This window comes from Pseudomonas sp. PLMAX (assembly GCF_046042685.1).
GTDB lineage: Bacteria > Pseudomonadota > Gammaproteobacteria > Pseudomonadales > Pseudomonadaceae > Aquipseudomonas > Aquipseudomonas putida_AE.
The window spans coordinates 492,363-517,666 of record NZ_CP064950.1 but is presented as its reverse complement, the minus strand read 5'-3'; the positions used below and the strand labels follow the sequence as shown (position 1 = coordinate 517,666).

The following is a 25,304-nucleotide window of genomic DNA, read 5'->3' as shown; positions in this document are numbered from 1 at the left end:
CTCTTCAACAGAGTGCGTGGCTTATCCATGTAGTTAGACCATCGTGCCAGCTAGGATGGCGTCGGCGACTTCACTGATGCTCGCATTTTCAACAATGAAAGTGCGTTCTTTTTCCGCAGGTTTGAAGCGTTTTTTGAAGGTTTGGCTCAGAACGATCATGAAGCCACTGAGTTCGTTCTCGTTGTGAAGTTGGATCAGCACGCCTTCTTTGACGTCTTTCAGGGACGAGATGCACCAGCGCTTAGCGGCGATGTGTTCGGAGATAGAGCGCTTGAGCTCATAGATTTCACCAGGCACGTAGCCGTAGAGATCCTGGAGCTCGTTGGCGTTCTGATTGATCTCCTGGATCGACTCGCTGGACATCATTCGTTGGTACCACGTCAGGCGCTCGCCGTTGTCAGGCATGAACTCAGGTGGGATCTTGCCGTAGATCGGCATGTTGACATGGTTCAGAATAATCGATTTATCAAGGTTGGTTTCACCACGGTCGATGGCCTTGATTGCCTGCTCCAGTAGGCGCATGTAGAGCGTAAAGCCGATGTTGTGGATGTGCCCGCTTTGCTCATCACCCAGAATCTCACCGATACCACGGATCTCCATGTCGTGACGGGCAACCAGAACACCTTCCCCAAGGTTGCTGGCACGCTCTAGAGCCTTCAGGCGGCGGTTGCTGACCTTATCCTCACGGTCGGAGTTAAGAAGGTATGCGTAAGCCTGGGTGCTAGACCGCCCAACCCGACCACGAAGCTGGTGCAGCTGCGCCAGGCCGAGATTATCCGCGTCCTCTACGATCAGGGTGTTGGCGTTAGGTACGTCGATACCTACTTCGATCACTGTTGTGCTCACCAGTACATCGAATTCATGGTTGCGGAAGGCAAACATGATTCTGGTCAGCTCATCGGCACTCATCTTGCCGTGAAGCTTACGGATGCGGGCCTGCGGAGCGATCCCTTGCAGGACGGCAACGCACTCATCCATGTCTTCGATGCGGTTGTGAAGGTAGAAAATCTGACCCGAGCGGGACATCTCACGGGCGAAAGCTTCACGGATCACGCTGCTGCTATGTGGACGCACCAGTGTACGTACAGAAAGCCGACTTGCTGGCGGAGTTGCGATGATGGAAATCTCACGAATTTTCGAGATTGCCATGCCCAGAGTCCGGGGAATTGGGGTCGCGGCCAACGCGAGCATATGCTTGCTACCACGCATGCTGCGCAGAAGTTCTTTCTGTTTGACGCCAAACTTGTGCTCTTCATCGACGATGATCAGGCCCAAGCTTTTGAACTCGACGTCAGCCTGAAGGATGCGGTGAGTACCAATCAAGATGTCGACTTCACCATTTTTGATGGCTTTCAGTTCTTTCGCAGAAAGTGAGTTTCGATCCGCCAGCATGATTTTGATTGGCGTGTCTTCGAAACGCTTGCACGCGGTTTCGTAGTGCTGCTGGGCAAGCAGGATAGTCGGGGCAAGCAGGGAGACCTGGTGCTTCTGGCTGGAGACCAGGAATGCTGCACGCATAGCAACTTCTGTCTTACCAAAGCCAACGTCACCGCAGACAAGGCGATCCATCGGCTTGCCGGAGGTCAGATCCTCGATGATGTCGATGACGGTGCGCTTCTGATCTTTGGTCTCTTCGTAAGGGAAGGTTTCGCAGAAAGAAACGTAACGCTCGTTTGGCGGATCCAGCACAACGCCGGTAGAGCGCTGACGGATGTTACGCATGGCAATGAGTTCGCGGGCGGCTGTAAAAGCGCTTTGCTGAGCAATGTGCAGGCCTTTCATCCAGGCCTCATCACCGAGCTTGGTCAGCGGGGCCTTTTCAGGCTCTGCGCCCGAATAACGAGAGATCAAATCAAGGTCATTCACCCGAACAAACGCAGTGATCTTGTTTGCGTAGCCGATCTTAACCAGATCCTCCAGGCCAGTACCTAGATCAAGCACTTCAAAGCCCAGGAATCGGCCAATACCGTTTGTAGCGTGAACAATCGGATCGTTGATCTGGATATCACCCAGACCCTGGAGGATGACTTTACGCTGGTGAGCGCCCAGCTCTTCCTCAACGGCAGATTCAATTGTGGTACCGAAAACCTCTGGCTCGGTTACAACGCGATAGCCGATCAGAGGGTCTGAGAAGCCCTCTATGAGGTCACCGTGCGTGCACGCCACACCCTTAGGGTTCTCGAGGAATGCGTTGAAGCTAGGCACCGTAGAGGCAGGGTGTGCGCACATGCGGCAGATAGTGCCGATGTTGCGCATGCGAACCTGGCTCTTCATGACGAAAAGAGTAGGGACGCCATCAGAGAGCATGGTCTTCAGCAGGCCGACCGCAGCACTCAGTGTACCTGGTCGCTCCATGCCGCTGGCGCCGCCTGTGCGCTCAAGGCGGCAATACTGCTTACCTTTCAGTGCTTCATGGACGCTCTCAGGGCTCAACCACGAGAAGTGAGTCGGAGGGCACAGCCGGCTGTTGTCGTCTTTAACATCGAGATGACGACTTTCGACGAGAGTGGCTTGGCGCTGGAATGCTGCCTCAGCGTCACCATCAAAAATGACGGAGTCGCCAGGGGCAATGGCCAACACATTCGTGTAGTCGGTATTGGGGAGCGCGATCCACGAAGCCAGCTCAGGGTGATCCTCTTGGCGACTGACGCACTTGTAACTCTCGGTCGACCTAGGCTCCTCATGCGCAGAGAACGCAGCCCGGCGAAAGCTCTCGCAGGATGCTTTCGTGATTGCGTATTCCCGGTTAGGGAAGAGATCAAATTGCTCAATAACCGGTTTTGTGGATTCTTGAGTCAGGGTGTCGAGCTTTCGAATGCTGACGATTTCTTCATCGTGGTTCATCAGGATGCGGACTGCCATGTGCTCGGCAATACCATCATGAATGGACATACCCACTGGGTAGATATCGAGCACCAGACCGCGACGAGACCAAGTACCTGGGCTCTTTACACGTGGGGCATATTCATAACCCATCGCACTCAGGGACTGTGGAAGTCGATCACCGAAGAAGTCGCATAGTTTTACGCCTGGGGTCAGATGTTTAACCTGACCTGTCCAGAACGATGGCCCGGAAATGATACGCATGCAATTACTTGCTGACAGGATCACTACCAAGTTGGAGGCGTCACCACTTACGAGGCGATTAAAAGCATGCGCCCGCTGACTCATGATGACAGCAGGGGCCTTCTGAAGGTCGAATGGCAGAGTTTCGCTATCAGGAAGATAAATCAAACGTCCCTCAAGACTAGGCTCAAAGAAAGCCATTTCTTGACGAAGTGTTTTAGCGTCCTGCTCATTGGCGGTGATAATCAATCCGCCTTTTACTGCATGGTAATTCGCGTAAGCGATAGCGCGTGAAGCGCCTTTAATATCGAACCAGAGCATCATGCTTCCCATTGTTAGGCTGGCTATTGGCAAAAAGTATACTAATAAATTGATATCATGGCAAGGTCAAAACACTGGATTTAACTGGGATTACATGGCTAAATAAAAAGAAAAAATGCGAGGTTGTAATGTCCGCAATTGCCCTGTCGTTTGAGCAGCTCCGAGAGGCTATTTTTCGCGGTATTCTGGAATCACTTCACCGTAAGTCCTACAGCGACCTGCATACCGCAGTCGTGAGCGGAAAAGACCCGAGGCAAATCGTGTTGCCTAGGCCTGAAGACGCCATGTGTATGGGCAATTACGGGACTTTGAGCCTGAACTTCAATATCCCGGACGAGTATCCGCTTTCGCTCAATATCGGATTCACGATGGGGCGCATCAGCTATTCGGTTCAGGTTGAGTCCTATCTCTGTGAGCGCACAGGCGTTCGCCAGGGGCTTGTAGATCTGGGTGCCGAGCTTGGCCTTAGGTGCGATTGGCGCCAGATGCGCAAGGTAGAGCGGTTTGAGTTTTCTGATGATCGCAACGTTGTCTCCACAGAAGACACGCTGAACATCCTGCAAACGCATCAGTTGGAAACAGCCTTCAAAGAGTTCATCATCCTGCAGGTTGATCGCCTGGTAATCGGCATAGCAAGCCTGCTGGCCGACGCCGGCGTGCACAAGGAAATCCCACCAGGCATCTTCGCCATATGTGTCGTTAACAGCGGGAATCCGGAAGAACAGGTTGAAGCCCAGCTGCGCCAGGACTTCACCATATTCGCCCGTGATACCAGGGATTCCTCTCACGTTGTCTACGGCCTAGTCAGCGTAAAAGACGACGCCAAGCCTATCCTGACCTGCGGAACCGCCGAAAGTAGGCTCAGAAAAGCCGGGATTGAGTGCACGTTCAGGCCAACCTTCAAATTCATGTCAATTGATGACGAATGTTCTGGGGCGCAACCTCCAAAATTGGAAGTGGAACCCGAGCCTGAATCACATCAAGAGTTAACACGCCTGCCGGGCAGTCAAAGCAGCCGCAGGCAGGACTATATGGAACCGGCCATCCCTGTTGTCTGGGAGACCGAAAAAACCGCGAGGTAAGCTCGATGTTTGATTTGGTGACCTATACAGACGCTGATCTGTCGCTCATCCTTAGGTCAAGGAAGGCCTATTACGTCTATGCGTACCCATGGAAGGAGCCTGTAGCCTGTGAGCCTTTACTGGGTGATGTGAGGGCCGAGCTTCTCAATGTTCAGGAGGATCGCCTCTTCGCAGAATTGACCGTCAGGGCAAGGTTCTGCGCCTTCGATCAGATTTGCAGGCTTGCACGTAATGGGCTCAATGGGCGCATTCCAACCAGTCTTCAGCAGATCCACACAGAGGCCCTAAAGTTTGCCCTGAAGCGGTTTGAGAAATCATTGATCAGCGGTGAGGATTTCGTGGCCATGCTTCGCTCGGCTGCGCTCATTGCGCCTATCCCGAATGGCTTCTGGGCGAGGCTTGAGGGCTTCTTGAGTGCAGACGGGCTCCTTAAGCTGAAACAGTCGATGCAGGCACTGGCTATCTTTCATGAAATGAGTCATGAGGCCTGGATTGTGTCGGTTTACACCTACATGGAGAAGGTGGTGTGGTTCGCTGATGACTTCGACCAAATCCAGACCGTTTGCGCACAACTAGCAATCATCACTCCAGACCATTCACACAAGGACATGCTTGTAGCCCTTGGGTCAAAAGCCAAAAGCATGCTCACAAGAGCCCGGATTGAAGCAGAGCAGGCGAACGCGAAACCTTGGCAGCGAACCGGGCCAGGGATGAAGAAAACGGTTCGTAGCGGCCCACCTGCAAAGAATGCCAAAAAGCCAGCTTCTGAGGGTGATGAGACCAAACAATAGAAATGTATTGCCAACATTCGTTTTTCTGTCAAGATACGGCCCAATTACTAGGCAGGAGTAAGGCCGTGAATCGTAAAAAAGTGAAAATTGAGGGAAATACAGCTGTCGCTGGTGCTGGCCTGGTGCTTTCTCGTAGAGTTGGTGAGCGTATCTTTGTTACCGCTAATCCAAAAGCTTCCGATGAAGAGATCCTTGCCGCTGCACGTGAAGGCGTGATGATCACTTTGGTAGAAGTAACCGCAACTGGCCGTCGTCATTTCACGACTGAGGTTGCAGGTCAACAGCAGGAAGAAGCTCCGAAGGGCACAGCAAGGATCGGGCTTAAGTGTTCGAATGCTCTGACCCTTATGCGCGAGGAAATCATCCCCGGCGAAGTACCTGATATCGCTCGAGCCTACGGCTGAGTTATGTGATGTCACAGAATGCTCGACTTCGGTCGAGCATTTTCGTTTGTGGCCTATGGCTATACAAATTGAGATTTCCAGTTTAGGATCGGCCCGAAGCTTGGAGCTGAGGGTAGAAAATTGGAAATCATATTGCTGAAGGATAGCTACGATCAGTTGCAGCTGGCTCTGGTCGAACTAACTGATGAACTCAAACACACGAGTCAAACCTTCATTGCCTCATCCCCAGGCGAGTTTTTGACGGGTGACGCTGGTGTTGAGCATGCAGCATCAGCGATTGGAAACCTGTGGAACTCAGGTGTTGCAGATGGCCGGCACACCACCGTTTGTATCGGTGCGATTGGTGTAGATGAGCGAGTATTGGCGCTCGCTCAGCACGTGAATCTCTGCAAGGATAGATTTAAGGCCGCAGTCCAGATCCTTCAAGACCGCGTCAAAGGGCGGGGTGATGATGCGCCATCCAAAGCCTGGAAAAACAAAGTAACTCGCAATGCCTTGTCAGACCTCGGGCTTGGTCGACTCTCTCTTCGACTCTGCAATCGTCATATTCCAGTGCTTGACTACCAGCCTCATACCATAGGGTTTTCCTATTCGTCTGGTGGTAAAAGCATCAAGAGAATGACACGCAAAAAAGTTCTCGCTGAGCTTGAATCGCTTGGTTTTGATAGTGATGGTTATCAGGCCGATTATGATCTTATTGAGGGACTTCCTAAAGGGCAAACTCTAGCTAAGGTGACGCCATTGGCTGGTTATTATAAAGCCAACATCTTTAGGGAAAAATCAAATCTCACTAAAACCATTCCAATGTTCTTGCCTATATTGTTTCTCAACGAGAGACCTGAGGCAATAAACCACACGCTTTCGCTGCCTGTGAAAGATGATTGGAAAAGAACGAATCGCGGCACGCGCTCAGACAAAAAACTTGCCGAAGAGCCTCTGATTAAGACGCTGCCGATCTACCCCTACGCGAAATAACTGCAGAGGGCTGACACGCAGCCCTCTGCAATTTGGCTAACTCTGTACGTACTTGGCCCAAGTCTCTACTACGGCGGCGCCGTATTCGTCTTTCCAGGCTTTCAGGCCCTTGTGGTTACCACCCTTTGTTTCAATTTTTTCCCCATTGTGTGGGTTCGTGTAGCACTTCACTTTTCTAGGCGCACGTTTGGTTGAGTCGGTAATCAGATCAGCAATTTTATCTGCTTTAGAGCCACGGTTACGGTCTAATTCTGGGTCAATCGCTAGAGCAAGGTCGCGCTTTGAAATACCAAGCTCTTTGGCTTCAGTCATGACTTTCTGTGCAAATTTGGTGATTATCTCGTTGTCTTTCTCAAGTTTGTCGATACGTCTTGACAAGGCATCCCTTTGTGCCTTTAGCGAGTTCAAATTTCCTATTGGGCTTCTCATTGCAGCAACTCCAAATACATGGCGTTATGATAGATGCTGTAAATATAGGATTGAGGCGAAATAGTGTCAAATGAATGGCAGAGAATGACCTGTGATTTTTATTGCAGGAAAGTTACTTTGTTGAAATAGGCGAGTAATTTGGCATTTTTTAACATCAAAATGGTGGCCAATCACCGGCACTGAGGCCTGGGTCTGTCGTAATTGCTAGTCTGCTAAGGTGCTTCTGCGGGAGTTGTAGACTGCTTCTCATTTAGGTTTGAGGTCTCTAATTTCAGGATGGATGCACATGCCTCACAGCTCCGAAAACCAGTATTTTGCTATCAATTAAAGTGCTTCATTTTGGCGCTTGGGTGCTTGCTTCACTCTAATGGCCCGTGTCATTAATATTCAAATAACAAAAACCGGGTCTTGAGGCATTTCATGGCAGATATCCTAGAGCGAGTCCAGAAAGCTCGTCAGCACGCTCTCCTTACTTACCTGAAAGAGTACACGACCCATAAGTTGGCTGTTTTCATTTCTAAAGCTGAAAACGAGCTGATCGCTGCGCTTGATGACATTGCCCCAGGCATCATTTCTACCCTACAAAATCCTGAGTATCGAGCAAGGATCTATAACAACGCGATCCACGACATTTGTTCTATCGATAGAGTGCATGGACAGCATCGTGATCCGTCCGTTGATTACTCTCCAGGTGACGAGCTTTTCTCACGCTTTCATGCACGACTGAAGCAAGGGGACAAGCACATCCTCAACGATTTCAACGATCTAGTCCTTCACTTAAGGCGCGCTCAGATCGTCGTTGCACAAACATCGCAGAAAGCAAACCCAACACTTACAGAAATGAACCAATCCCAGACCATAACGCAGCATCTGGAAGGGATGTTTGGGGAAAGTGTCGAGCGTGCAGAGCAAATGACTCAGCGCCTTGAATACGACATGGAGCACGGTCATCGCCGCCAACCAGAGGTTCTGATACTTCAAGGTGGTGGTGCCAAGGGCATGGCTTATTCCGGGATTGTGGAAGTTCTGGAGGATACAGGCCTACTCAAAGGCATTAAGCGCATTGGCGGTACCTCCGCAGGTGCCCTGATGGGGCTCCCAATTGCCCTGGGTTACTCAGCCGGCGAAATTCACGAGATCGTGAAGCATTCGAGGTTCGCTCAGTTCTACGCAGAGAGCACTGTAAAATTCAAGGCAGTGACAAAGCTTGTCGATGCCATCTCATCCAAGAGTCTCGATGAGCACCAGTGGCACGAAGGCAATATGCTGTCCAAGTTCGCGAGCAAATTCCTTTTGCCAGAGCTTGCGCATCACTCCCAGGAGTCGGTGAAAACCTGGACTCACTGGGGAGACTCAAGAGTCCAACAAGACCTTAGGCTGATCGAGGAGGGTAAGCACCCTACTTGCAAAATGAGCCTGCAGGAAATTTATGACATTGCCATGGGCAAATTCAATAAGTACCTGCACTCAAAGAAAATTGCGCAAGGAGCCCTAGGCTTCCATGATTTGCTGGGTCGTAGCGAAGCATTCCAGGCTGCACTGACCTGTGTCAGGGTAAAACGACCTTATGCGCTCGAGAACAGCGACTCTGTCGAAGATTTCATCGGGGACATCATCCAGGAACGCTTGAAACAGGTGAGCAATGCCCACCTCGAGAGGCTTGATCCTCCGATCAGAACGCTCACGGAGATGCGCAATATCACTTTCACCCAGCTCAAGGCCTTGGGTGAAATGAATCCCGACTACGGCTTTAAGGAGTTTGGCGTAGCCGTAACCGACAGTTACTACCCGATCACCCCTAGCAACATTAAGCGTAAGCTGACTCGTGACAAAGAATTCACAGTGGCCCGCGAGCCAGATCCAGGCACCGGTGACTACGATAACGGCGGCGATTTTAAGCCAGTTTTCGTTCGAGCATCCTCTGAACATCACAGTTATATTGACATGCCAATCAAAAAGGCTGTCAGGGCCAGTATGAACCTCCCATTCGTCTTCCAGGCCATGAAAGTCGACAACATGCGACTGGTCGATGGCGGTCTGACGACAAATTTTCCTCACAAAATGTTCGCGGATGCCTACAAAACTCAGGAGGAGGTGAGAGAGAACACTATCGGGTTCATGCTCTCCGCTCTTGAAGACAATATCGAGAACGAAGCCCTACAGGAGCTGGCACGTAACGGCACCACGCCGGTGGGTATCGATGTTCACTTCGAGCCAGAGCGTTTCTCCAGAAAGCTTTCGAAAGTCAAGGATGGCATCCTGCATCCATTTGCCTCAATGAAGAGTGGCACTGGCGCTGTCATGGGCTCGCTGGCCTCTTCTGCGATCAAAAACCTCATGCGTGCGAACTACATGCCTTCGCTTGAGACTATGGAGAACATCGGGCTCATCAACACTGGCACAGTGGGTACAGGTGACTTCCATGCCCCTGTGGGCGAGCGAGATAAGCTTCATGCGGCAGGCGTACAAGCTGCTCACGGGCTCCTACGCTGGGATGCTGACAAACACCTCAGATTCGCAATGGGGCGCTTGATCAGCCTGGCCACGATTGAGAATAAGCTGCTGGAGGAGAGGGGGCATAAGCCGAACTTCAACCTACCTTCCCAGGCGCTGATGGATGCTGACGTTCTAACTGCCTCCCTTACCGATGGTCGATATGATGATTGGAATTTGGGCTCGGTCTTGCTTGGGCGCATCTTGCCCACGCCGGCTAAGACCACTACCATGCGCCGTAAGATTGAAGAGGCTTACACGTGGAATTAATCAATGACCAAGGGTTAATGGTTGCCAAGGGGCTTCAGAGCCCCTTTATCGCCGCCGACCCGCTGTATTCCCCCATTGCTGGCGCCCCGATCATGACTCACAGGATTTTTCCTGGGTTGTCCGGGGTTGTCCCGATTGGCGCCGAAAAGGTTGTGGTCATCTTCGTGGACAAGCTTCCTGACGATGTCAGTTTGAACGGTACGTTAAGACTCACCACGAGGCTAAACGCCGATGGTGAGCCTCAGGAACACTGGATTATCCAGGCCGAAGCTGTATCCAACGCCTGGCAATTCATGACCATCGATGATGAACTGAAAGTCCCGGCAGAAAAAATTGTGCTTTGCCAATGGAAGCCAGGCGCGCTGGAAGAGGCTCTTGAGCTTCATGACACTATGATTGCCTCCCTCGGACGCAGTGGCGAAGCCTGGCTCATCGGCAGTAAGCTGGAAATTGAAGCCCACTCTCGATACATCCTCGGCGCCGGCTTTTCGAGTATTGCTCATCCCCTTGCTGGTGCGGGCTTGGTTACCAAAGCCCTGGAAAATATGGGTCAGGTAGTCACCATGCAATCCGGCCCCTGCATCGCGATGAAAGCACTCCCCATCAGATGGTTTATCGAAACCTGATCTTCCTAGCCGGGCCTGTCAATATATGTGAAAATATCGGCTCGGTTTTGATACCAATTTAAGACCTGGCCCTTAGGCCTTTGCATACACCCTCCTGGATACCCACGATGAATCTCAATAAGCAGCAGCAACAGCAGTGGCAAATCATCACCAGCGTTTTCGCCGCCGTCAGCACCATGGCACCGGACGAGCAAACTCTGCTGACGTTGATGAAGCCCCACGTCGACGGTTTCGAAGCCTCGCTCGCCGGAAAGGCCAAGGTCAAAATCCGCTTCGCGCCGGCTCCGAGCATCGCCTGGATCGATTGCAGCCGTGACGGCCTGAAGGTCAGCAAGGACGCCAACGGTATCACCATGCGTGCTCGCATCGAGGGTATCGGCATCGTTACCATCGTGTCCTACAAAGAATCCTACGCTCACTCGAACCTGGCCATTGCCGATTCGCTGGAAGCGTTGGCTGCTGGCCTGAGAAAGATCCCGACCGACATGAAGGATCTGACTGAATCTGGCGACCTGTCCAACCTGATCGGTATCCAGATCTCGGCAGAAGACGACGATGAAGAACTGGATGGTGAAGCCAAGCCACTGATCCCAGCCGCGATCATCGACACTCCAACTCCAGTGGTGGCCGCAGCTGCCCCGGCGCCGGTTGCTGAAGATCCGGAAGAAAAGAACCTGGTCGAGCTGTTTGCCCCAGCCGGTTCGGTTGGCGAGCCTGACGAGCCAGTAGAGGTTTAAACCTCTCTTGCGAAGAGGGCCTGGATTCCAGGCCCTTTTTTCATCCGCATACGACACAGGAAGGTCGCGCACAAACCAAATCAGAATATGAGATCAGTCATGCAGTCCAAACTCATTGTGCTTGAAGGCATCGAAGCAGCCGGGAAAGGAAAGGCATCAATTGCCATTATGAATTTCCTGGCCTCGAAAGGTCAGCGTGTTGTGCACACGCGTGAGCCGGGCGGCACGCCTTACGCTGAAGCGCTGAGAGCGGTAGTAACATCGAAAGAGTACGTTACGCCAGGAATCTGCGAGGTCATGGGCTTCTACGGTGCCCGCTGCGATCACACCCAGAGCCTGATCATCCCGTCGCTCGAAAACGGTAGCCATGTTTTGAGCGAACGCTATTATGCGAGCTCCTTCGCCTACCAGAAGCAAACTCAAACTGAGCTGGAGGCGGTTCATGCCATTTGCCAGCCTTACCTTCTCGAGCCCGATCTGGTGCTGTTCCTGGATATCAGCCCAGAGACCAGCGTAAAACGCATGGCAGAGCAGAGAGTGGCCAAGGGCATTGCACTCGATAAGTTCGAACTTCGCGGCTTTGAGTTCATGAAGCAAGTGCGGGAGAACTACCTGCGCATCTCGAGAAACGAAACGCCGGCGACCCACAAGCGCTGGTGCAACATCGATGCAGAGCAGCCAATCGAGAAAGTCCACCAGGACATCTTCAAAATTCTGACTGAAGCTCTGCAACTGCCCGCTTAAAGCGTACGGCTCAGGCATCGCCCTGCGATGAAGTAGCGACTCCTTTTAGAACCCTCTCATGCGCGTGAATCTTTACGTGACACGCGTTATGAACGAGGGCCAAGAAGCCAAGGCAGCGGGCCATGGATGGGCACCCGGCACAGGGAGGTGCCTTAACAGTCCGCTCGGAGCGCGTAGCAGTAGCGTGCGTGAGCTCAATAGTGTCCGTGGTAACGCATCGGTTGATGTACGACACGTGATGGATCGTCAGCGCCCCCTCAAGGCCGCAATTGCATACAGGGCACCGGTGGGCCTGGCGTGCCTTTAACTCCTCCAGGATCGCAGGGTGGCGCTGTATGCGGCGAGCGAAGTTGCGCCACTCACCTGACTCACCTAAGAGTTTCCCTGCGTCATCCGGCCCTACCTTCGGCACAAGCTTTGCGAGTCGATCCTGGCGCTTCCCGTCCATCCTTACCTCTCCATTCCCAGGGCCTCAACTCTCGGCCCGTTGTTCTGTAGACTTTTGTACGCCCGGTGGGCGGCTTTGAACGCCTCGGGCATTTGTGGCGATCCAATGTTCGGCGCTATTGCTCGCTCTATGCGGGCCTGCTCAACAAGCACCGAACTTTCCTCCATGTGTGGGTGGATGGAGAGCTCATTCAAGACATAATCGTGTTGTGAGAGGCCGACCCGCACCATCAGGTCGCAAGCACGCTTCAACTCGTCTCGTTGTGCAGTGGAAAGGGCGCCACGGGCCGAGTCAAAGGCGTCGTGTCTATTCAGAATGCTCAAGATCTCGCCACAGAGCAAGATACCCCGCTCACGGTATGAGCCGGACGTCGACTGATGAAGGATGGCCCTTGCCATGTTGGCTTTAAGCATGACCCTGGCGACCGGGGACATAGGGTACGTTGCGCCATAGGCCTCATAAACCTCGTCCATCATGACCAGCAGGTTACGGGAGTTTCCGCGCAAGACAGACTCAAGAAGGGCTGTCGCGGCGATGCAGGCTTTAAGCTCATCACCAGTTTCTCTCGGTAAGTCCGTCAATTCCTTGATTCCTTATGGGCTCACTCTTCAGAATAGAGTAATACAGAGGACTCCATGATGGCGATCAAACCAGCACCGGTGATGGCACACTTCGGTTTTGACTATGGGAGAAAGCCCCATTTCATCCAATTCACACAGCATTTCTCGAAGCGTTGGAAACCTGGTGAGGTTGTGTCTTCGGAATCGGTCGCGTACCGGCTTCGATTTGACAACAAAGAGCAATTATTGGCACGACTTCAGGATCCGGCTAGGTTGATTCAGGAGGTGCTAGATCAATTAGCGCCCAGAGTCGCTGAAAAGCATTTCGAAGGGCTTGTCGCGGAAACCTTCACGATTGGGTTTTCAGAGAAAGAAGGGTTCACGGTCGATGCCTTTGATAAGCGCCACCTGAAGCTCATCGAAAAGCATCCTTCCTCAGGCCTGTTGCCTCCGGCCAAAGACCAAACACCAAGCCCATAAGAATAAGAGAAACCGTAAATGCATACCCCAGACACCGAACTCCAGGCCGGCACCATTCAGCTACCAGGCGACTTCTTCGTAAAGGAGAAGCTCTCCTACAACGACTTCAAGTTGGCATGGGCCCGTGAAGCGCTGCAAAACTCTCGTGATGCTGGCGCCAAAAACATCGATTTCACGATCAAGCAGGACTATGACGCTAAAAAGCTCTTGGTCGTGTGTGATGACGACGGCAAGGGCATGAACCAGGATGTCCTGATCAACGTGTTCCTCAAGATGGGCGGGAGCCAGAAAGAGGATGGGAATACCGGTGGCTTCGGGTATGCCAAGGTTCTGTTGGCCTTTGCGCATCTCAACTACAAGATCAAAACTCAGAACCTCGAGGTCGTGGGCACCGCCGCCAAATATGGCTGGAAGGAAGTCGCTGACGTCCGTAAGGGTGTACGCCTTGAAGTCGAGATGACGACTGAGGATAACAGCGCCTGGAGCATGGAAGAGGCCCTACGCGAGCTGGTATCAGCCTCCAACCTCGGCAAAGACATCAAAGTCACATTGAACGGCGAGACGCTCACCGCCAAGAAAACCCCTCAGCCCTACAAACTTGAAACCGCTTTGGGGCACCTTACGTTCGGCGACTACGAGAGCACTTACTCATCCACGTCCACGATTTGGGTCAGGATGAATGGACTCGCGATGTTTAAGTCCAGATTGTGGACTGATGGCGCAGCTTTCCACGGGGCTCTTGAGCTAAAAGGGCATTCCTTGGAGATGTTGACCTCCAACCGGGATTCGCTGAGCAAAGATAAGACCGAGATCCTGAACAAGATCATGCAAGATCTTGCAAACGACCGCGAGAAGTTGAAGCTCAGCGGGGATATCGATCTGACCCTGAATGAGCGGGCGGTAAGATTCGAGTCCCTATCCAAGGCGGAGCAGGACGAGGTAATGCAGCAGGCTGCGTCCCTCAACATGACCGCAAGCTCCGTGATGGAAAAGTTGAACGCGCTAGCCGATGAAATCAGCTCGCTCGACGCCATGCATCCTTTCACCGGGCTGCTGGACAAGGTCAAGGACATCAAAAGCAAGCTTGACGATAAGATCAGCAAGATCCCAAGTCAGTGGTACCCGCCGAACTTCAAAGTGAAATTCTCCGACTCCGACACGAGCAGGGAGAACGCGCACACGCATTCCGCGCAGATCGCCAGCAGTATGAGCCTGCAGCGCAATGCGAAGATCGCTGCCGGCTGGAGCAAGATGATGAGCGTGCTCCTGGAAAACGAGAGCTACCGGACTGCACTTGGGATCAAGATGGATGCCAAGGGGCAATTCTTCCAGGATGATCTGCTGATTCAGCCTGGGTTCGTTTACGGCTCTGTTGTCGGACTGAACGCTAAAGACACCCAAAATAACCGCATCAGTATCATGCTGAACCCTGAAATGGTGCGTAAAGAAGGGTTCAAGATCCCTGACATCATTGACGTGCTGCACCACGAACTCAACCACGTGATGCATTCCCACCATGGCGAATCCTTCACCACCGGTGAGTTCAAGCTGCGTCGAATCATGCGCGATGAGATCGGGGAAATGACCCTGGTCAAGGCGTTCAAGAAAGCGGCTGCCGAGGTGGATTTCACCATCCCTGCGCCACAGGTGGAGGAGAAGCGTAGAGCCCCCGCCAGGAGAGAGCACAACGAGTACCAGGGAGAGCTTTCCATATGACAGCCCGCAAAGAAGAGCGTAGCCAGGGCCAGCCGGCCCTGATGAACGACCCTCTCAGGACTGAAATGGGTCTGGCCCTGGCGCGTGATGTCATGTGGCGCCTGAATGAAACGCCGATCTCGGTTGCTGAAAACTATGATCGTGCCCTAGCTTTGTACCCAGAGCTGGAGGCCCATGAAACCTCCGCCAAGCATCGCTCTGAGGGAAGGCTCGATCCATTCTTCCTGTGCAGCGCTCTAGTAGAACTGGGGGAGGGGCGCCATGCGGCTGAGTTTCTGAGGTTTGCCATGGAGAGCTTCCCGGCAGCTTTCCCCAAGTCGCAGGATGACCTGGTGGGCTTCCAGAACTCGATGTCGCTGACGGTGCACACCAGCACCAAAGCCATGGAGCGCATGAAGCCGGCTGAGTGGCTCGAGTCGCCAGTGCGTCAGGGCCTGTCACAGGTCTTGGCTGAGCCGCTGAACGCCGGGCCAATGGAGCCTGGCGGCGGGTATGAGCATCTGATCAAAGATGCATTTCATATGCCCTTTATTGCCACAACGCTTTTGAAGACTGAGGATCTCGATCTGTTTAAGGTCGTGTATGCGGGAATGTCTGATTCGCTTAAGCAGGTTCTTGCCAAAGACGCCCCTGACATCATGGTTCCAACTCGAGGTGGCGACATAGCCCTCCAGCTGGAGCTGCTGAGCCGCGTACAGGCCGGCAAAGGGACGATGGGGCCCGTGAGCCTAAATAAGGCAGTCATGAGCTTCTGGAAGAGCTCTGAGGCGCTTTGCGAGCATCTCAACCAGGCCAACAACCTGGCGTATTGGAATTCGGCAGTGAGGTTCGCGCTCGACACCTTCAACATTGACTCCATCAACAAGCCTGTAGAGCTGCTCAGGCAGGGCAAGCTGTGGGGCATGATGACCGGTATGGCCAGCCTGTTGTGCCAAGCCAAAGACGCCGGCGTTGAGCTGACAGCTGATGATTACCGTGCTGGCCTGAACCCCATCGATAAGGTGGCTTCGCTTGCGAAAGAGATGCAATGGAGGAGACCTATGGGCGACTCCTTTGATACGCTCAAGGTAGACATTGAAAAGTTATTTCATGGCATACCTCCCCAGACGCTTTTTAAGCGCGCACTGCCAGCAGATTTGGCAGCTGCAATGTCCGAGATGACCGATGACGTGAGCTGGAAGGCCAAGGCATCGCTAGTGGGTCAGGCAAGGATATTTACCCAAGAGCTGGGGGTCTGAAATGGCTTACAACAAGATTGTGAGGTTGGTGTGACGTTAAGTGGAGAAATTGGCCGCAAGCTGAGTCCTGGGAGCAGGCTGAACGGTGAATTCGACGCATGGATTCTCAATGTCGCCTCCAACCCATACAGGTCAGTGGGTATCAGTAAGACCTTGCTGGTCAGTGGTCATGACATTTGTCACGACGTGGACGAGGGCGCCTACAGGGCCCTGATTGACACCGTGACTCGAACGACAGGTATGGGGAAGGGAGTTTTCCTGTCCACCATGAAGTACATGTCTGAAACGTTCGCCAGGACGCAACTCAAGATGTGGTCGCTCCAGGGCGCGCTTGAGACGACGACTGCCGATCTTTGGCAATCGAGCCTTACCCACGCGTTGACCAATGACCGGCCCAAGCTTGGCCTGGACATCATTGGGCAGATGCTGAAGCGGTCGGAAAAGCATTCCATGCTGCAGGTCTTCGCCTCCCTGGATGACGAGGTGTTGGTGAAGATCCCGGTACTGTGGAAGCCTTATGCTGAAGATCTGGTATCTGTGCACTGTTCAAACCAATCCTTCAGCCGGGCGCGAGAGTACGCCGTTACCCCAAGGGCAAAGGACGTAGTGCTTAAGAACATTGCTGCCAGTATCGGCTATCGTGGCACCCCGGATAACTGGGCGTCGGTCATGAGGCACATGATCAAGCGGTCTAAGTTCGACGGCGATAGCGAGGAGCTGGTAACCAAGCACCGTAGCGCTGCCGTGGTGGTTATCGGCGAGATCCTTGCCATGGATGACGAAGCGATCACCAATCAACTGAACACTGACGAGCTCAGGTTGATGGCCTTTAAGCTTGGCCTGGAGTCGGCTGTGGAGAGCATCCAAAGTTTGCAGGTACGCGCAAAAGCCTTCATGCACTCCCTGGCCATCTGAAGTCACCAGGCACAAAAACGCTCCCCGAGGGGAGCGTTGTCGTTTGGAGCGCGCTGATCAGAACCCAAGCTCGCTCGAGAACTGCTTACCAGCCACAACCAGCTCAAGGCGCTTCGGCAGCAAGTGCCTTACCGGCATCAGGTCGAAGTTGTCCATCAGGAACCTGTACTGAGCATCGGTTTTCGCCAGGCCTACAACGTCCTCAAGCGGGTAGCGGTCGAGGATGCCTAGGATGACCTGTTTCTGCTTGTTGAAGCCGGTGGCCGGGTCTTTCAAGCGAGTACCCTTAATGACCAGCTCGTCGAACGGCATATCAGCGTACTCGCCGAATCCGCCAGTCTCCCCGATGGTGCCGCCGCAACGAACGCCTTCAGCAGTGGAGTACCAGTCCCCACTCATATTTTTATGGTTGCTGAATATGGAGCGGTCACAGCTGTAGACTTTGGCTTCTGCCAGGGCCTTGATGAACTCCGGTGATCCACGATAGTGAACGGCTGGCGGGTACCCAATTGCATTGGTAAGGGCTTCAATCGAGCGTTTTGCCAGGGCCACGTTTTCAGGGGTGGTCAAACCGCTTTGCTCATTTACATAGAACCTATTGAAATCCCGACCGTACTCCTTCTTGACTACGAAGTATTTGGCAAGTTTGTCTACCTCAGCAGGCAGGAGTGAATCGATAAAATCAGGGTGCCTGCTAAGGTTGTCAGTGATGTCCAGGTGGCTGTATTCCCCTTGCCGGATCTTAAAGCCCTTGAGGTAAAGCGGTAGCGGGCTGTTTTTCGTGTAATCACCGGTCACCCGGCTTTGATCACTGATCAGCAACTCTGGTCGATGGAATCGTACTGCAGCCTTCAGTGAATCCGCGATGTTTGGACTCGTCGGCGCGAGCAGAGGGATCGTTTGTAACGGGATCATCACCAGACTCTGTGAGTCGTTCTCGATAAGGCCGGTTACCAGTTGGGGAGGAAAGAATGAAAACGCGAGGCGGATATCTTTGTCCGTCACCCTATGATTCGGCGTTACCGGAACAAACTCCCTGCTTGGCTCCGTCGTGTCAAAGCCGGCCCCCCGGTTGGACGTGAAATGAACGGTTTTCAGTGGGCAAACTGGAATTGCCCCTTGTGCCAACATGTCGCCGAGACTTGACTCAGGAACGATCACAGGCAGAAACCTCGGGAAGTTTTCCTTGTGCCAGCCGCCAAGCTTCTGGACACGCTGATTTTCCAGGGTGACAGCTGCTGGAAGATCCGCTTCCAACCACTTGTAGCCACCACCAGGTGCAGTGCTTAGCTGAGGCACAGAAAGCTTGAGCTCTGTCATCACTGAACCGACCAGCTCAATGTTCATTTCAATGCGCTGATCACCCCATGGCTTGGTGTTGTCGTTTTTTGGATCGGGATAATTAGACGGCGTGAAGGTCGACGGAAAATCCAAGTCCAGCATGTCCAGGATTTTGATGGTATCTCGTGTGTTCGAGTGGTCTTGACCGGTTTCGGTGTAGAACAAGAACTGAGAGTGAGGTAAGACATTATTCAGATATTGTTGGAAGTACGCCTTGAACGACTTGATCTCCTCATCGCTGGAGAGCCCCTGAAGCGCCTCAGAGTGCAAGCCAGCAGAGATGAGGCCGTGGGTCAGGTGGTGAGCACTTTCCTGCCCTGACAGACCTTGTAGCTTCTTGAGCAGGAACTCTCTGTACTCCCCATTCTGCATCAGCGCTGTGGAGGTAAGAGCCCTGCCATCCAACAGGCCGTAGGTCTTGCGGGTTAAGAGGCCGCGCCATTCATCAGTGAAGTGGGCGCTTGGCTTCAAAGTGGTGGCGAGAGACTTCGCCAGTTCGGAAACCGGGGTAAGGTGACGCAATGCGTTAGCGACGTCCTCGCGCCCCTCTTTCAGTGCCCGTTGAAGAAGGTTGGAAATCTCGGTATCAATCGAGTCGGCCATGTGCGGCTCCTGAAGGAAGAGTTTTAAGCATTATCCCTTTGGATCAGGCTTTCGCACAACGATAAGCATGAATTGACAAAAATCCAATTTACGGTAGCATTTCCAGGGTAAAATCCATCCTCAAGGGAAGCAAATGGAAGTCGAATCCGCACCAAACTCCGTTCTGGAAGAAATCCTGCAACTGCGTGCAGAACTAGAACTGCACAACTACGACTATCACGTCCTCGATGAGCCAAAAATCACGGACGCGGACTATGACAAGAAATTCCAGCGCCTGCTGAAGCTGGAGCGTGAGAACCAGGAATACGCAGACGAAAATTCACCGACCCAGAAGGTTGGCGGGTACAAGGTCAGCGAGCTGGCGCCCGTAACCCATGACGTGCCAATGCTCAGCCTGGGTAACGCCTTCGCCGACGAGGACTTCATCGATTTCGATTCCAACGTTCGTGATGAGATCGGGGCGAATGAAGTCGAGTATTCTGTAGAGCCAAAGCTCGACGGCCTGGCCTGCTCCATCAAATGGATCGATGGCATTCTCACGCAAGCGGCCACACGCGGCGATGGCAGCACCGGCGAAGACATCACGCACAACGTCAAAACGATCCGCAACGTTCCTCTGAAGCTGAAAGGTGACTTTCCGGCGTTTCTGGAAGTGCGCGGTGAGGCGTACATGTCTCGTAAGGGCTTCGAGCTCATGAACGAGCAATTGATCGAGCGCGGCATCAAGCCTGCTGCCAACGTCCGGAACGCCGCAGCTGGTTCCATGCGTCAGCTGGACTCGGGCACCGCTGCTAAACGACCTATGGTGTTTTGCGCCTATGTGCTGGCACAGGCCCCAGGTAAGAGCTTCGAAACTCATACTGAGGCGATGGAGGCCCTTGCGTCGTGGGGTATCCCGGTCACCAAGGACATCAAGATCGTTAAAGGCTTCGAGGAAGCCAAGAAGGCTCATGCTGAGATCCTGGAAAAGCGTCCCGACCTTGATTACGCCATCGACGGTGTGGTGTTCAAGGTCAACGCCATTGCCGATCAGTTGGAGCTTGGTTTCGTGTCTCGTGAGCCTCGCTGGGCGCGGGCGTGGAAATTCCCTTCTGAAGAAGCCATGACCCCACTGCTGGACGTGGAAACCCAGGTAGGTCGTACTGGGCAGTTGACGCCAGTGGCACGCCTGCAGCCAGTAGCGATTGGCGGAACAACCGTCAGCAATGCAACGCTGTTCAACTTCAAGCGCGTTGGTCTTTACAACCTGCACATCAATGACATGGGCATCATCCATCGCGCCGGCGACGTGATTCCTCACTTCATGGGCGTGGTTGAAGCTGAGCGTTCGGCTGATGCCAAGCGCGTTGAGGCACCAACAGCATGCCCTTGCTGCGGCTCGCCAACGATCATGGACAAGTCGACCCTATACTGCACTGGCGACTACAATTGCTCGGCCCAGCGCGAAGAGAAAATTCTGCACGCTGCCGGTCGTACCCTGCTGGATATCGACGGCTTGGGTGAAAGCACCGTTTCGGCCCTTTGCGAAATGGGCCTGGTGCACGATCTTGCCGATGTCTTCGCACTTACGGTTGACCAGGTGTTGAGCCTGCCTTCCTATGCAGAGAAGGGTGCTACCAACCTGATCGCGGCTATCGAAGCTGCCAAGAATCCAACCATGCAGCGCTTCATCTTCGCATTGGGCATCCGGCAGGTAGGCTTGGGCACAAGCAAGATTCTGTCGCTGAACTTCGCTGACTTCGATGCGCTGTGTGCTGCGACCTACGAAGATCTGATCGCCCTGGATGACGTTGGCGACATCACCGCCACTTCGATCCTGAAGGCGCTGGCGCCTGGCGCACAGATCCGCATGATGGCTGAGCGCATGTTTGCGTTGGGCGTAGTCCTGCAGGCCAAAGCGGCACGCGGAACGTCTCTGGCGGGCAAGGTGTATGTCATCACCGGGACTCTGGAAACAATGAGCCGCGATCAAGCCGTAGCCAAGCTGGAAGCGTGCGGTGCGAAGGTATCCGGATCGGTCTCCAAGAAAACCACCGCGCTGATCGCCGGTTTTGATCCTAGCGGCAAATCCGGTAAGAAACTGACGACCGCCAAAGACCTGGGTGTTGATAGACTCGACGAGGCTGGATTGTTGGCGCTTCTAAGCTAACTAAAGGCAACAAAAAGGAGCGCTTAGCGCTCCTTTTTTTATGGCTGAGGAAATCAGTTGTAACCGATGTCCAGGCCGTATGAATTGCAGATGTCGCCGAGGTGGCCTTTAAAACCCTGGCCAATCGGGTTGAAGTCCCAGCTGTCGCCTTCACGATGCAGATCAACCATCAGCATGGCCGAATCTTCTTTGAAATCACCTTCCAGAGGGAAACGAGCAATTTCGGCACCGGTCACGTCGTTGAACAGTCTAGCGACAGCTTCAGAGGCGTGCTTGAACTTCTGGCGTTTCTCGTCAGCACCGTCGATGGTTACGGCGAAGACGATTCGCTTGACCCGCTCCGGGACGTCGTCGAGGTTTACTTTGATTGCCTCGCTGTCACCTAGCGAGCCACTGCCGTCATCCACCGAGCCCTTGCGGTTGTCGCCCAGGTAATGGACAGAGCCGTCTGGAGAGATTTCCTGCCCATAATAAATGAAGTCCTGCTGGGTGAGGATGCGATCTTTATCGTTCAGCATAAACCCACTCAGGTCGAGGTCGACTTCCTGGCCTTGGACGGCACGCCATGTGATGGCAACTCGTACACGGCTCAGACCTGGAGCAACCTTACGCAGGCTGAGTTTTTCCTTCTTCTTAAGCGAAATGCTCGCGACAACATTGGTCATCTGGGTACTGCTCCATGTTTGATTGAGCCTGAATTATCTACCATTTCCGCAGGTTTTGGCAATTCTTTGCAATCGTTTTAATGAGGCAGTCCAGCTGTGGAAAGCGCTCTGAACATCCCATACCCAAGACCGATAGATACCAGGGGTACAAAGAACCATCTGAGCTTGTAGTTCGAGGTGACCGCCAGCTGGATGCTGTACCCGATCATGAGGGAGGTGGATAGGGAGATCAGGGCATTGCTCGTGCCCAGCGTCCAGGATCCGAAATACGCGGCCAAGAGGGTGACGATGTTGTACGCGATGAAATACGTGAGAAAAAATCCGTGGAAAGCCAACACCGCGTTGAAGTAAGAGTCGCTGACGAGCTCCAGGCTGAATTTTTTTCCGTTGAGGACTTGTGCCGGCAGTGACATGAGGAAGGTGCTCAGGATGCCAATCCCCGCGAGATCGGTGGCCATACCCATACCTGCGTAGATGTACCCGGCATAGAAGAATACGGCCAAGTAGAGCACATGGTATTGAATTTTGATCAGTAGGCGCTCGTGAACCCAAGCCTCCATCACGGATGGAGCATGACTAACAATGCCGAAGGCGTAGTGAATGGGATGTTGAGGCTGTGCGAGCATGGGGCACCTATGCAAAGGATTTGTTGGGGCGGTAGCGGTGGATCAAAATTGAGCTTATGGGTTCGGAGTCTCTTCGTCCTCGTAATACCGAGCCCTTCGGAGGTCGGCTTTCCAGTGCCGCTTCTCCAGCGTTCTATAATTTGGGTGCGTGGCAATTGAGAGCAAATAATCAGTGAGGTCGTCGAGTTCCCGGTCAGGGGCTCCGGAGAAGGGTGACACCCGGATCACATTGCCGTAGTTGCGCACGAAGGTTTCCGGCTTGTCCTCGATCCCAAGCACCGAGCCCAGTGTGTACTGGGGATGGCGCTTGATGACCTTCCAAACCTCCTTAAAGAAATGCTCACCCTGGCCGTTGTTGTGGCGCTTGCTGCTGTTTTTATCGCAGAAGATGTCAACGAGGGGGATATGCTTGGGCCAGACGTCGGCGATCTTCTCATCGATGGAGGCCCGGTCGGTGTTGCTCCAGATCACGAAGTCATAATGGGGCGACAAACGCTCCAGCATCGAGGTTATGCCGGGGCGAACGGCGATATAGAAGCTTTCGGTCTGGAGCTGAGCCAGATCGAAGGGCTTACGCTCTGCGTGAAGCAGCGTATCGTCCAAGTCAAAAATGATCAGTCGTTTCACTGGCCAACCTCAATGGCTTAAGAGTTCATCGAAAGAGAGGCTCTCTGGCTCGCCGTGTAGCAAGTCATGCAGCACCGTGTGGGCGCCGTCCCAGTTTAGCTCGGGCCACTTAGCTTTGCCTATGTCGACATAGGATGCAAACGCTCTACAACGCTCTTCACAGATGCGTGTTGCTTCGTTTCCGTTACCTGCAGTCGAGATGAAGTGAGCAGCATCCATAATGTCCGCCAGCTTCAGGATCACTTCGAGGTAAGTCCCATCGAGCTTGGTCTTGAGCCGTGCGTAGGGAGGGCACATGGCAGCATCGAGGACATCGAAAGGAGATTGCCCCTTGGGGAAAAACTTCTCGACATAACGTTTGGCCGGCGTTGGGATGTCACCGGACTTGTTCTCCGCCTGATCGTGCCACATACCGCCGTAGAGCATCAGCAACTGATCGCTCTCGCTGATTTCAGGGTGGACAGCTGCGACCAGGTAGGTGGCAAACATTGGCACGTTGAACGAGTGCTCTGCAAGCGATTGTCTGCGGCGAGCGCCGACGATGTGCCATCGGCCTACATCAGAGCTGTGTGCTGCGTTGGAGATAGGAAAGCCAGTGAGATCAATCATGGTCGGCGCCTTATGTGAACGCTCTTAGAAAGGAAGAACATATCATAGAAAATGTCGCCGGGGTGGGCGATTTCCCTTTGTTGGGGGTCTGGCGCACGGCCTATACTGGGCCATGACAAGACCTTCGGAACAAGCTAAATGATCAGTGAAAATGTAGTTTTCTCGCTTGGTAGCCACGACCTGGGCTCCCCGCCAGAAATTGAACAGGAAGGGGTGAGAGCACTGATCAAGCAGTGCCAGGACTTCATTTTGCTCGTGATTTCTGAAGGTCATACGGCAGAAGAGCTTTTAGAGGCCAAGCACCTTTTCCCCACGATGGATCGCGAGGTTTATAAGAGTGCCATTGAGAAAATAATAGCGATCTCCCTTTCGGCTCCGGCGCCTGACTATAAATCAATGGTGACATGGGTGGTCGGGACACTTGCAAGATCAAACCGCCAAGCGATTAACAATCACATGGATGGTTTTGAGTGCGGCTATTACGTCAAATTTCCAGAGCTGCGGCGCGTTCCACTTGATGATTTCGCTATTTTTGAGAGCAAGGAGTTTCTTGATATCTATCAGGTTTTCCATACCGTGAATGAACAGCGAAAGCTGATGGAATACGTAAAAGCCGACGATCCTAAGATGGTTAAGAGGATTGCTGGAGCACTTCGAGAAAGCAAGCGAGGTCTTGATAGAATCTACCTTCAGTTGCAGAAGTATGAAGACAGCCACAAGGTCAGGCAGAACATTCACGGAACCCTGGAAATGAGTTTCAGTGAAATTCATGAAAAGCTGCTTGGCATGTTCTCAATCGATGGTCGTACGAGAGCCCAGCAGGGTATCGGTGTGACGTTCAATACGGTTTGGGATGATGGGCTGATGGAGCTTCCGAAGGTCATGGCATACATCGAAACGTCTGGGCTTGAGTTTCTGCGCGACCTTACGTCGCTGGCGCTACTGCCACGGAACCTGATCGACGCCCATTTTGAGACTCACCATGCCAGCCAGTGCGAGCTCATGTCTGAAATCGTAGGCAAAATTAACTTTTCTACTCGACAGGCCGCTCAGTTGTTCTATTGCGGAGTCCTGGGGCAGGGCGCCGGCAAGATAATGGATCTTGAAGAGCTTGGAGAGTCTGGGTTTCTCACTGAGTTGGCTGTTGACCTGTGCAACTATGAAGACCCGAAAGTTGTATACGTGAACACAATGGTAGGTGAGCTATTAAAGTCACTTCCAATGGAAAAAGTCATCAAGCAGGTTTGCAGATTCGAAGATGATCAGGCCGACAACATATTGGCAAAGCTATATGAAAAAACATCAGATAAATCAATACTTCCGCGCTTGAAAAGCAATGCCGTGAAGGGTAAGGTATTCACTTTGGAACTAGGAGTTTAAAGGAACTAA

At 53.1% G+C, this 25,304-nt stretch carries 22 protein-coding genes; 14 read left to right on the top strand and 8 right to left on the bottom strand.

What is annotated here, in order from left to right; genetic code table 11:
* Positions 1 to 33: 33 nt before the first annotated feature.
* Positions 34 to 3,390 (bottom strand): DEAD/DEAH box helicase, encoded by a 3,357-nt coding sequence (locus DKB71_RS35280; protein WP_408601230.1) that lies wholly within the window; start codon positions 3,388 to 3,390, stop codon positions 34 to 36.
* 125 nt (positions 3,391 to 3,515) lie between these two features.
* Here DKB71_RS35280 and DKB71_RS35275 point away from each other — a divergent pair, with 125 nt between their 5' ends.
* From DKB71_RS35275 to DKB71_RS35260, 4 genes are all read left to right on the top strand, one after another.
* Positions 3,516 to 4,469 carry a hypothetical protein gene (locus DKB71_RS35275; protein WP_408601229.1) on the top strand — a complete coding sequence of 318 codons (954 nt, stop codon included), beginning with the start codon at positions 3,516 to 3,518 and terminating at the stop codon, positions 4,467 to 4,469.
* 5 nt (positions 4,470 to 4,474) lie between these two features.
* A complete protein-coding gene (locus DKB71_RS35270) occupies positions 4,475 to 5,260 on the top strand; it encodes a hypothetical protein (protein ID WP_408601228.1) in 786 nt (261 codons plus the stop codon).
* A gap of 65 nt (positions 5,261 to 5,325) precedes the next feature.
* On the top strand, positions 5,326 to 5,664 hold the full coding sequence (locus tag DKB71_RS35265) for a hypothetical protein (RefSeq protein WP_408601227.1): 339 nt from the start codon (positions 5,326 to 5,328) through the stop codon (positions 5,662 to 5,664).
* Positions 5,665 to 5,784: 120 nt separating this feature from the next.
* A complete protein-coding gene (locus tag DKB71_RS35260; RefSeq protein ID WP_408601226.1) occupies positions 5,785 to 6,639 on the top strand; it encodes a hypothetical protein in 855 nt (284 codons plus the stop codon).
* 36 nt (positions 6,640 to 6,675) lie between these two features.
* On the opposite strand, the gene DKB71_RS35255 is transcribed toward DKB71_RS35260, so the two are convergent.
* Complete coding sequence (locus tag DKB71_RS35255; protein ID WP_408601225.1) at positions 6,676 to 7,068, bottom strand: histone-like nucleoid-structuring protein, MvaT/MvaU family; 393 nt, start codon at positions 7,066 to 7,068, stop codon at positions 6,676 to 6,678.
* Between the two features lie 420 nt (positions 7,069 to 7,488).
* On the opposite strand from DKB71_RS35255, the gene DKB71_RS35250 reads away from it, so the two are divergent.
* From DKB71_RS35250 to tmk, 4 genes are all read left to right on the top strand, one after another.
* The gene (locus DKB71_RS35250; protein ID WP_408601224.1) at positions 7,489 to 9,831 is read left to right on the top strand and encodes a patatin-like phospholipase family protein; all 2,343 of its coding nucleotides are present in this window, start codon (positions 7,489 to 7,491) and stop codon (positions 9,829 to 9,831) included.
* Entirely contained in the window at positions 9,822 to 10,457 is a 636-nt protein-coding gene (locus DKB71_RS35245; RefSeq protein ID WP_408601223.1) for a hypothetical protein, read from the top strand. The genes DKB71_RS35250 and DKB71_RS35245 overlap by 10 nt, the downstream gene beginning before the upstream one ends.
* A 107-nt stretch (positions 10,458 to 10,564) precedes the next feature.
* Positions 10,565 to 11,194 (top strand): hypothetical protein, encoded by a 630-nt coding sequence (locus DKB71_RS35240; RefSeq protein ID WP_408601222.1) that lies wholly within the window; start codon positions 10,565 to 10,567, stop codon positions 11,192 to 11,194.
* Between the two features lie 99 nt (positions 11,195 to 11,293).
* Complete coding sequence (tmk, locus tag DKB71_RS35235) at positions 11,294 to 11,938, top strand: dTMP kinase (RefSeq protein ID WP_408601221.1); 645 nt, start codon at positions 11,294 to 11,296, stop codon at positions 11,936 to 11,938.
* Positions 11,939 to 12,388: 450 nt separating this feature from the next.
* Here the strand turns inward: tmk and DKB71_RS35230 are convergent, their stop codons facing one another.
* Positions 12,389 to 12,967 (bottom strand): hypothetical protein, encoded by a 579-nt coding sequence (locus DKB71_RS35230; RefSeq protein WP_408601220.1) that lies wholly within the window; start codon positions 12,965 to 12,967, stop codon positions 12,389 to 12,391.
* A 54-nt stretch (positions 12,968 to 13,021) separates the two neighbouring features.
* Between DKB71_RS35230 and DKB71_RS35225 the strand changes: the two genes are divergently transcribed.
* The 4 genes from DKB71_RS35225 to DKB71_RS35210 are packed head-to-tail and all read left to right on the top strand — an operon-like array spanning position 13,022 to position 17,295.
* Entirely contained in the window at positions 13,022 to 13,426 is a 405-nt protein-coding gene (locus DKB71_RS35225) for a hypothetical protein (RefSeq protein WP_408601219.1), read from the top strand.
* Positions 13,427 to 13,444: 18 nt separating this feature from the next.
* Complete coding sequence (locus DKB71_RS35220; protein ID WP_408601218.1) at positions 13,445 to 15,142, top strand: ATP-binding protein; 1,698 nt, start codon at positions 13,445 to 13,447, stop codon at positions 15,140 to 15,142.
* Entirely contained in the window at positions 15,139 to 16,380 is a 1,242-nt protein-coding gene (locus DKB71_RS35215) for a hypothetical protein (protein ID WP_408601217.1), read from the top strand. Before DKB71_RS35220 ends, DKB71_RS35215 begins: the two co-directional genes overlap by 4 nt.
* 30 nt (positions 16,381 to 16,410) lie before the next feature.
* Positions 16,411 to 17,295, top strand: a complete 885-nt coding sequence (locus DKB71_RS35210; RefSeq protein WP_408601216.1) for a hypothetical protein — start codon at positions 16,411 to 16,413, stop codon at positions 17,293 to 17,295.
* Positions 17,296 to 17,352: 57 nt separating this feature from the next.
* Here the strand turns inward: DKB71_RS35210 and DKB71_RS35205 are convergent, their stop codons facing one another.
* Entirely contained in the window at positions 17,353 to 19,239 is a 1,887-nt protein-coding gene (locus tag DKB71_RS35205; RefSeq protein ID WP_408601215.1) for a hypothetical protein, read from the bottom strand.
* A 133-nt stretch (positions 19,240 to 19,372) separates the two neighbouring features.
* On the opposite strand from DKB71_RS35205, the gene ligA reads away from it, so the two are divergent.
* The gene (gene ligA / locus DKB71_RS35200) at positions 19,373 to 21,388 is read left to right on the top strand and encodes an NAD-dependent DNA ligase LigA (protein WP_408601214.1); all 2,016 of its coding nucleotides are present in this window, start codon (positions 19,373 to 19,375) and stop codon (positions 21,386 to 21,388) included.
* Positions 21,389 to 21,441: 53 nt separating this feature from the next.
* On the opposite strand, the gene DKB71_RS35195 is transcribed toward ligA, so the two are convergent.
* The 4 genes from DKB71_RS35195 to DKB71_RS35180 form a co-directional block, all read right to left on the bottom strand.
* Positions 21,442 to 22,053: a TerD family protein gene (locus DKB71_RS35195; protein ID WP_408601213.1), complete on the bottom strand. Its 612-nt coding sequence runs from the start codon at positions 22,051 to 22,053 to the stop codon at positions 21,442 to 21,444.
* A gap of 77 nt (positions 22,054 to 22,130) precedes the next feature.
* Positions 22,131 to 22,679: a hypothetical protein gene (locus tag DKB71_RS35190; RefSeq protein ID WP_408601212.1), complete on the bottom strand. Its 549-nt coding sequence runs from the start codon at positions 22,677 to 22,679 to the stop codon at positions 22,131 to 22,133.
* Positions 22,680 to 22,733: 54 nt separating this feature from the next.
* Positions 22,734 to 23,306, bottom strand: coding sequence for an HAD family hydrolase (locus DKB71_RS35185; protein WP_408601211.1), 573 nt, complete (start codon positions 23,304 to 23,306; stop codon positions 22,734 to 22,736).
* Between the two features lie 9 nt (positions 23,307 to 23,315).
* Entirely contained in the window at positions 23,316 to 23,915 is a 600-nt protein-coding gene (locus DKB71_RS35180; protein WP_408601210.1) for a YfbR-like 5'-deoxynucleotidase, read from the bottom strand.
* A 138-nt stretch (positions 23,916 to 24,053) separates the two neighbouring features.
* Between DKB71_RS35180 and DKB71_RS35175 the strand changes: the two genes are divergently transcribed.
* Positions 24,054 to 25,295, top strand: coding sequence for a hypothetical protein (locus DKB71_RS35175; protein ID WP_408601209.1), 1,242 nt, complete (start codon positions 24,054 to 24,056; stop codon positions 25,293 to 25,295).
* Positions 25,296 to 25,304 lie beyond the last annotated feature (9 nt).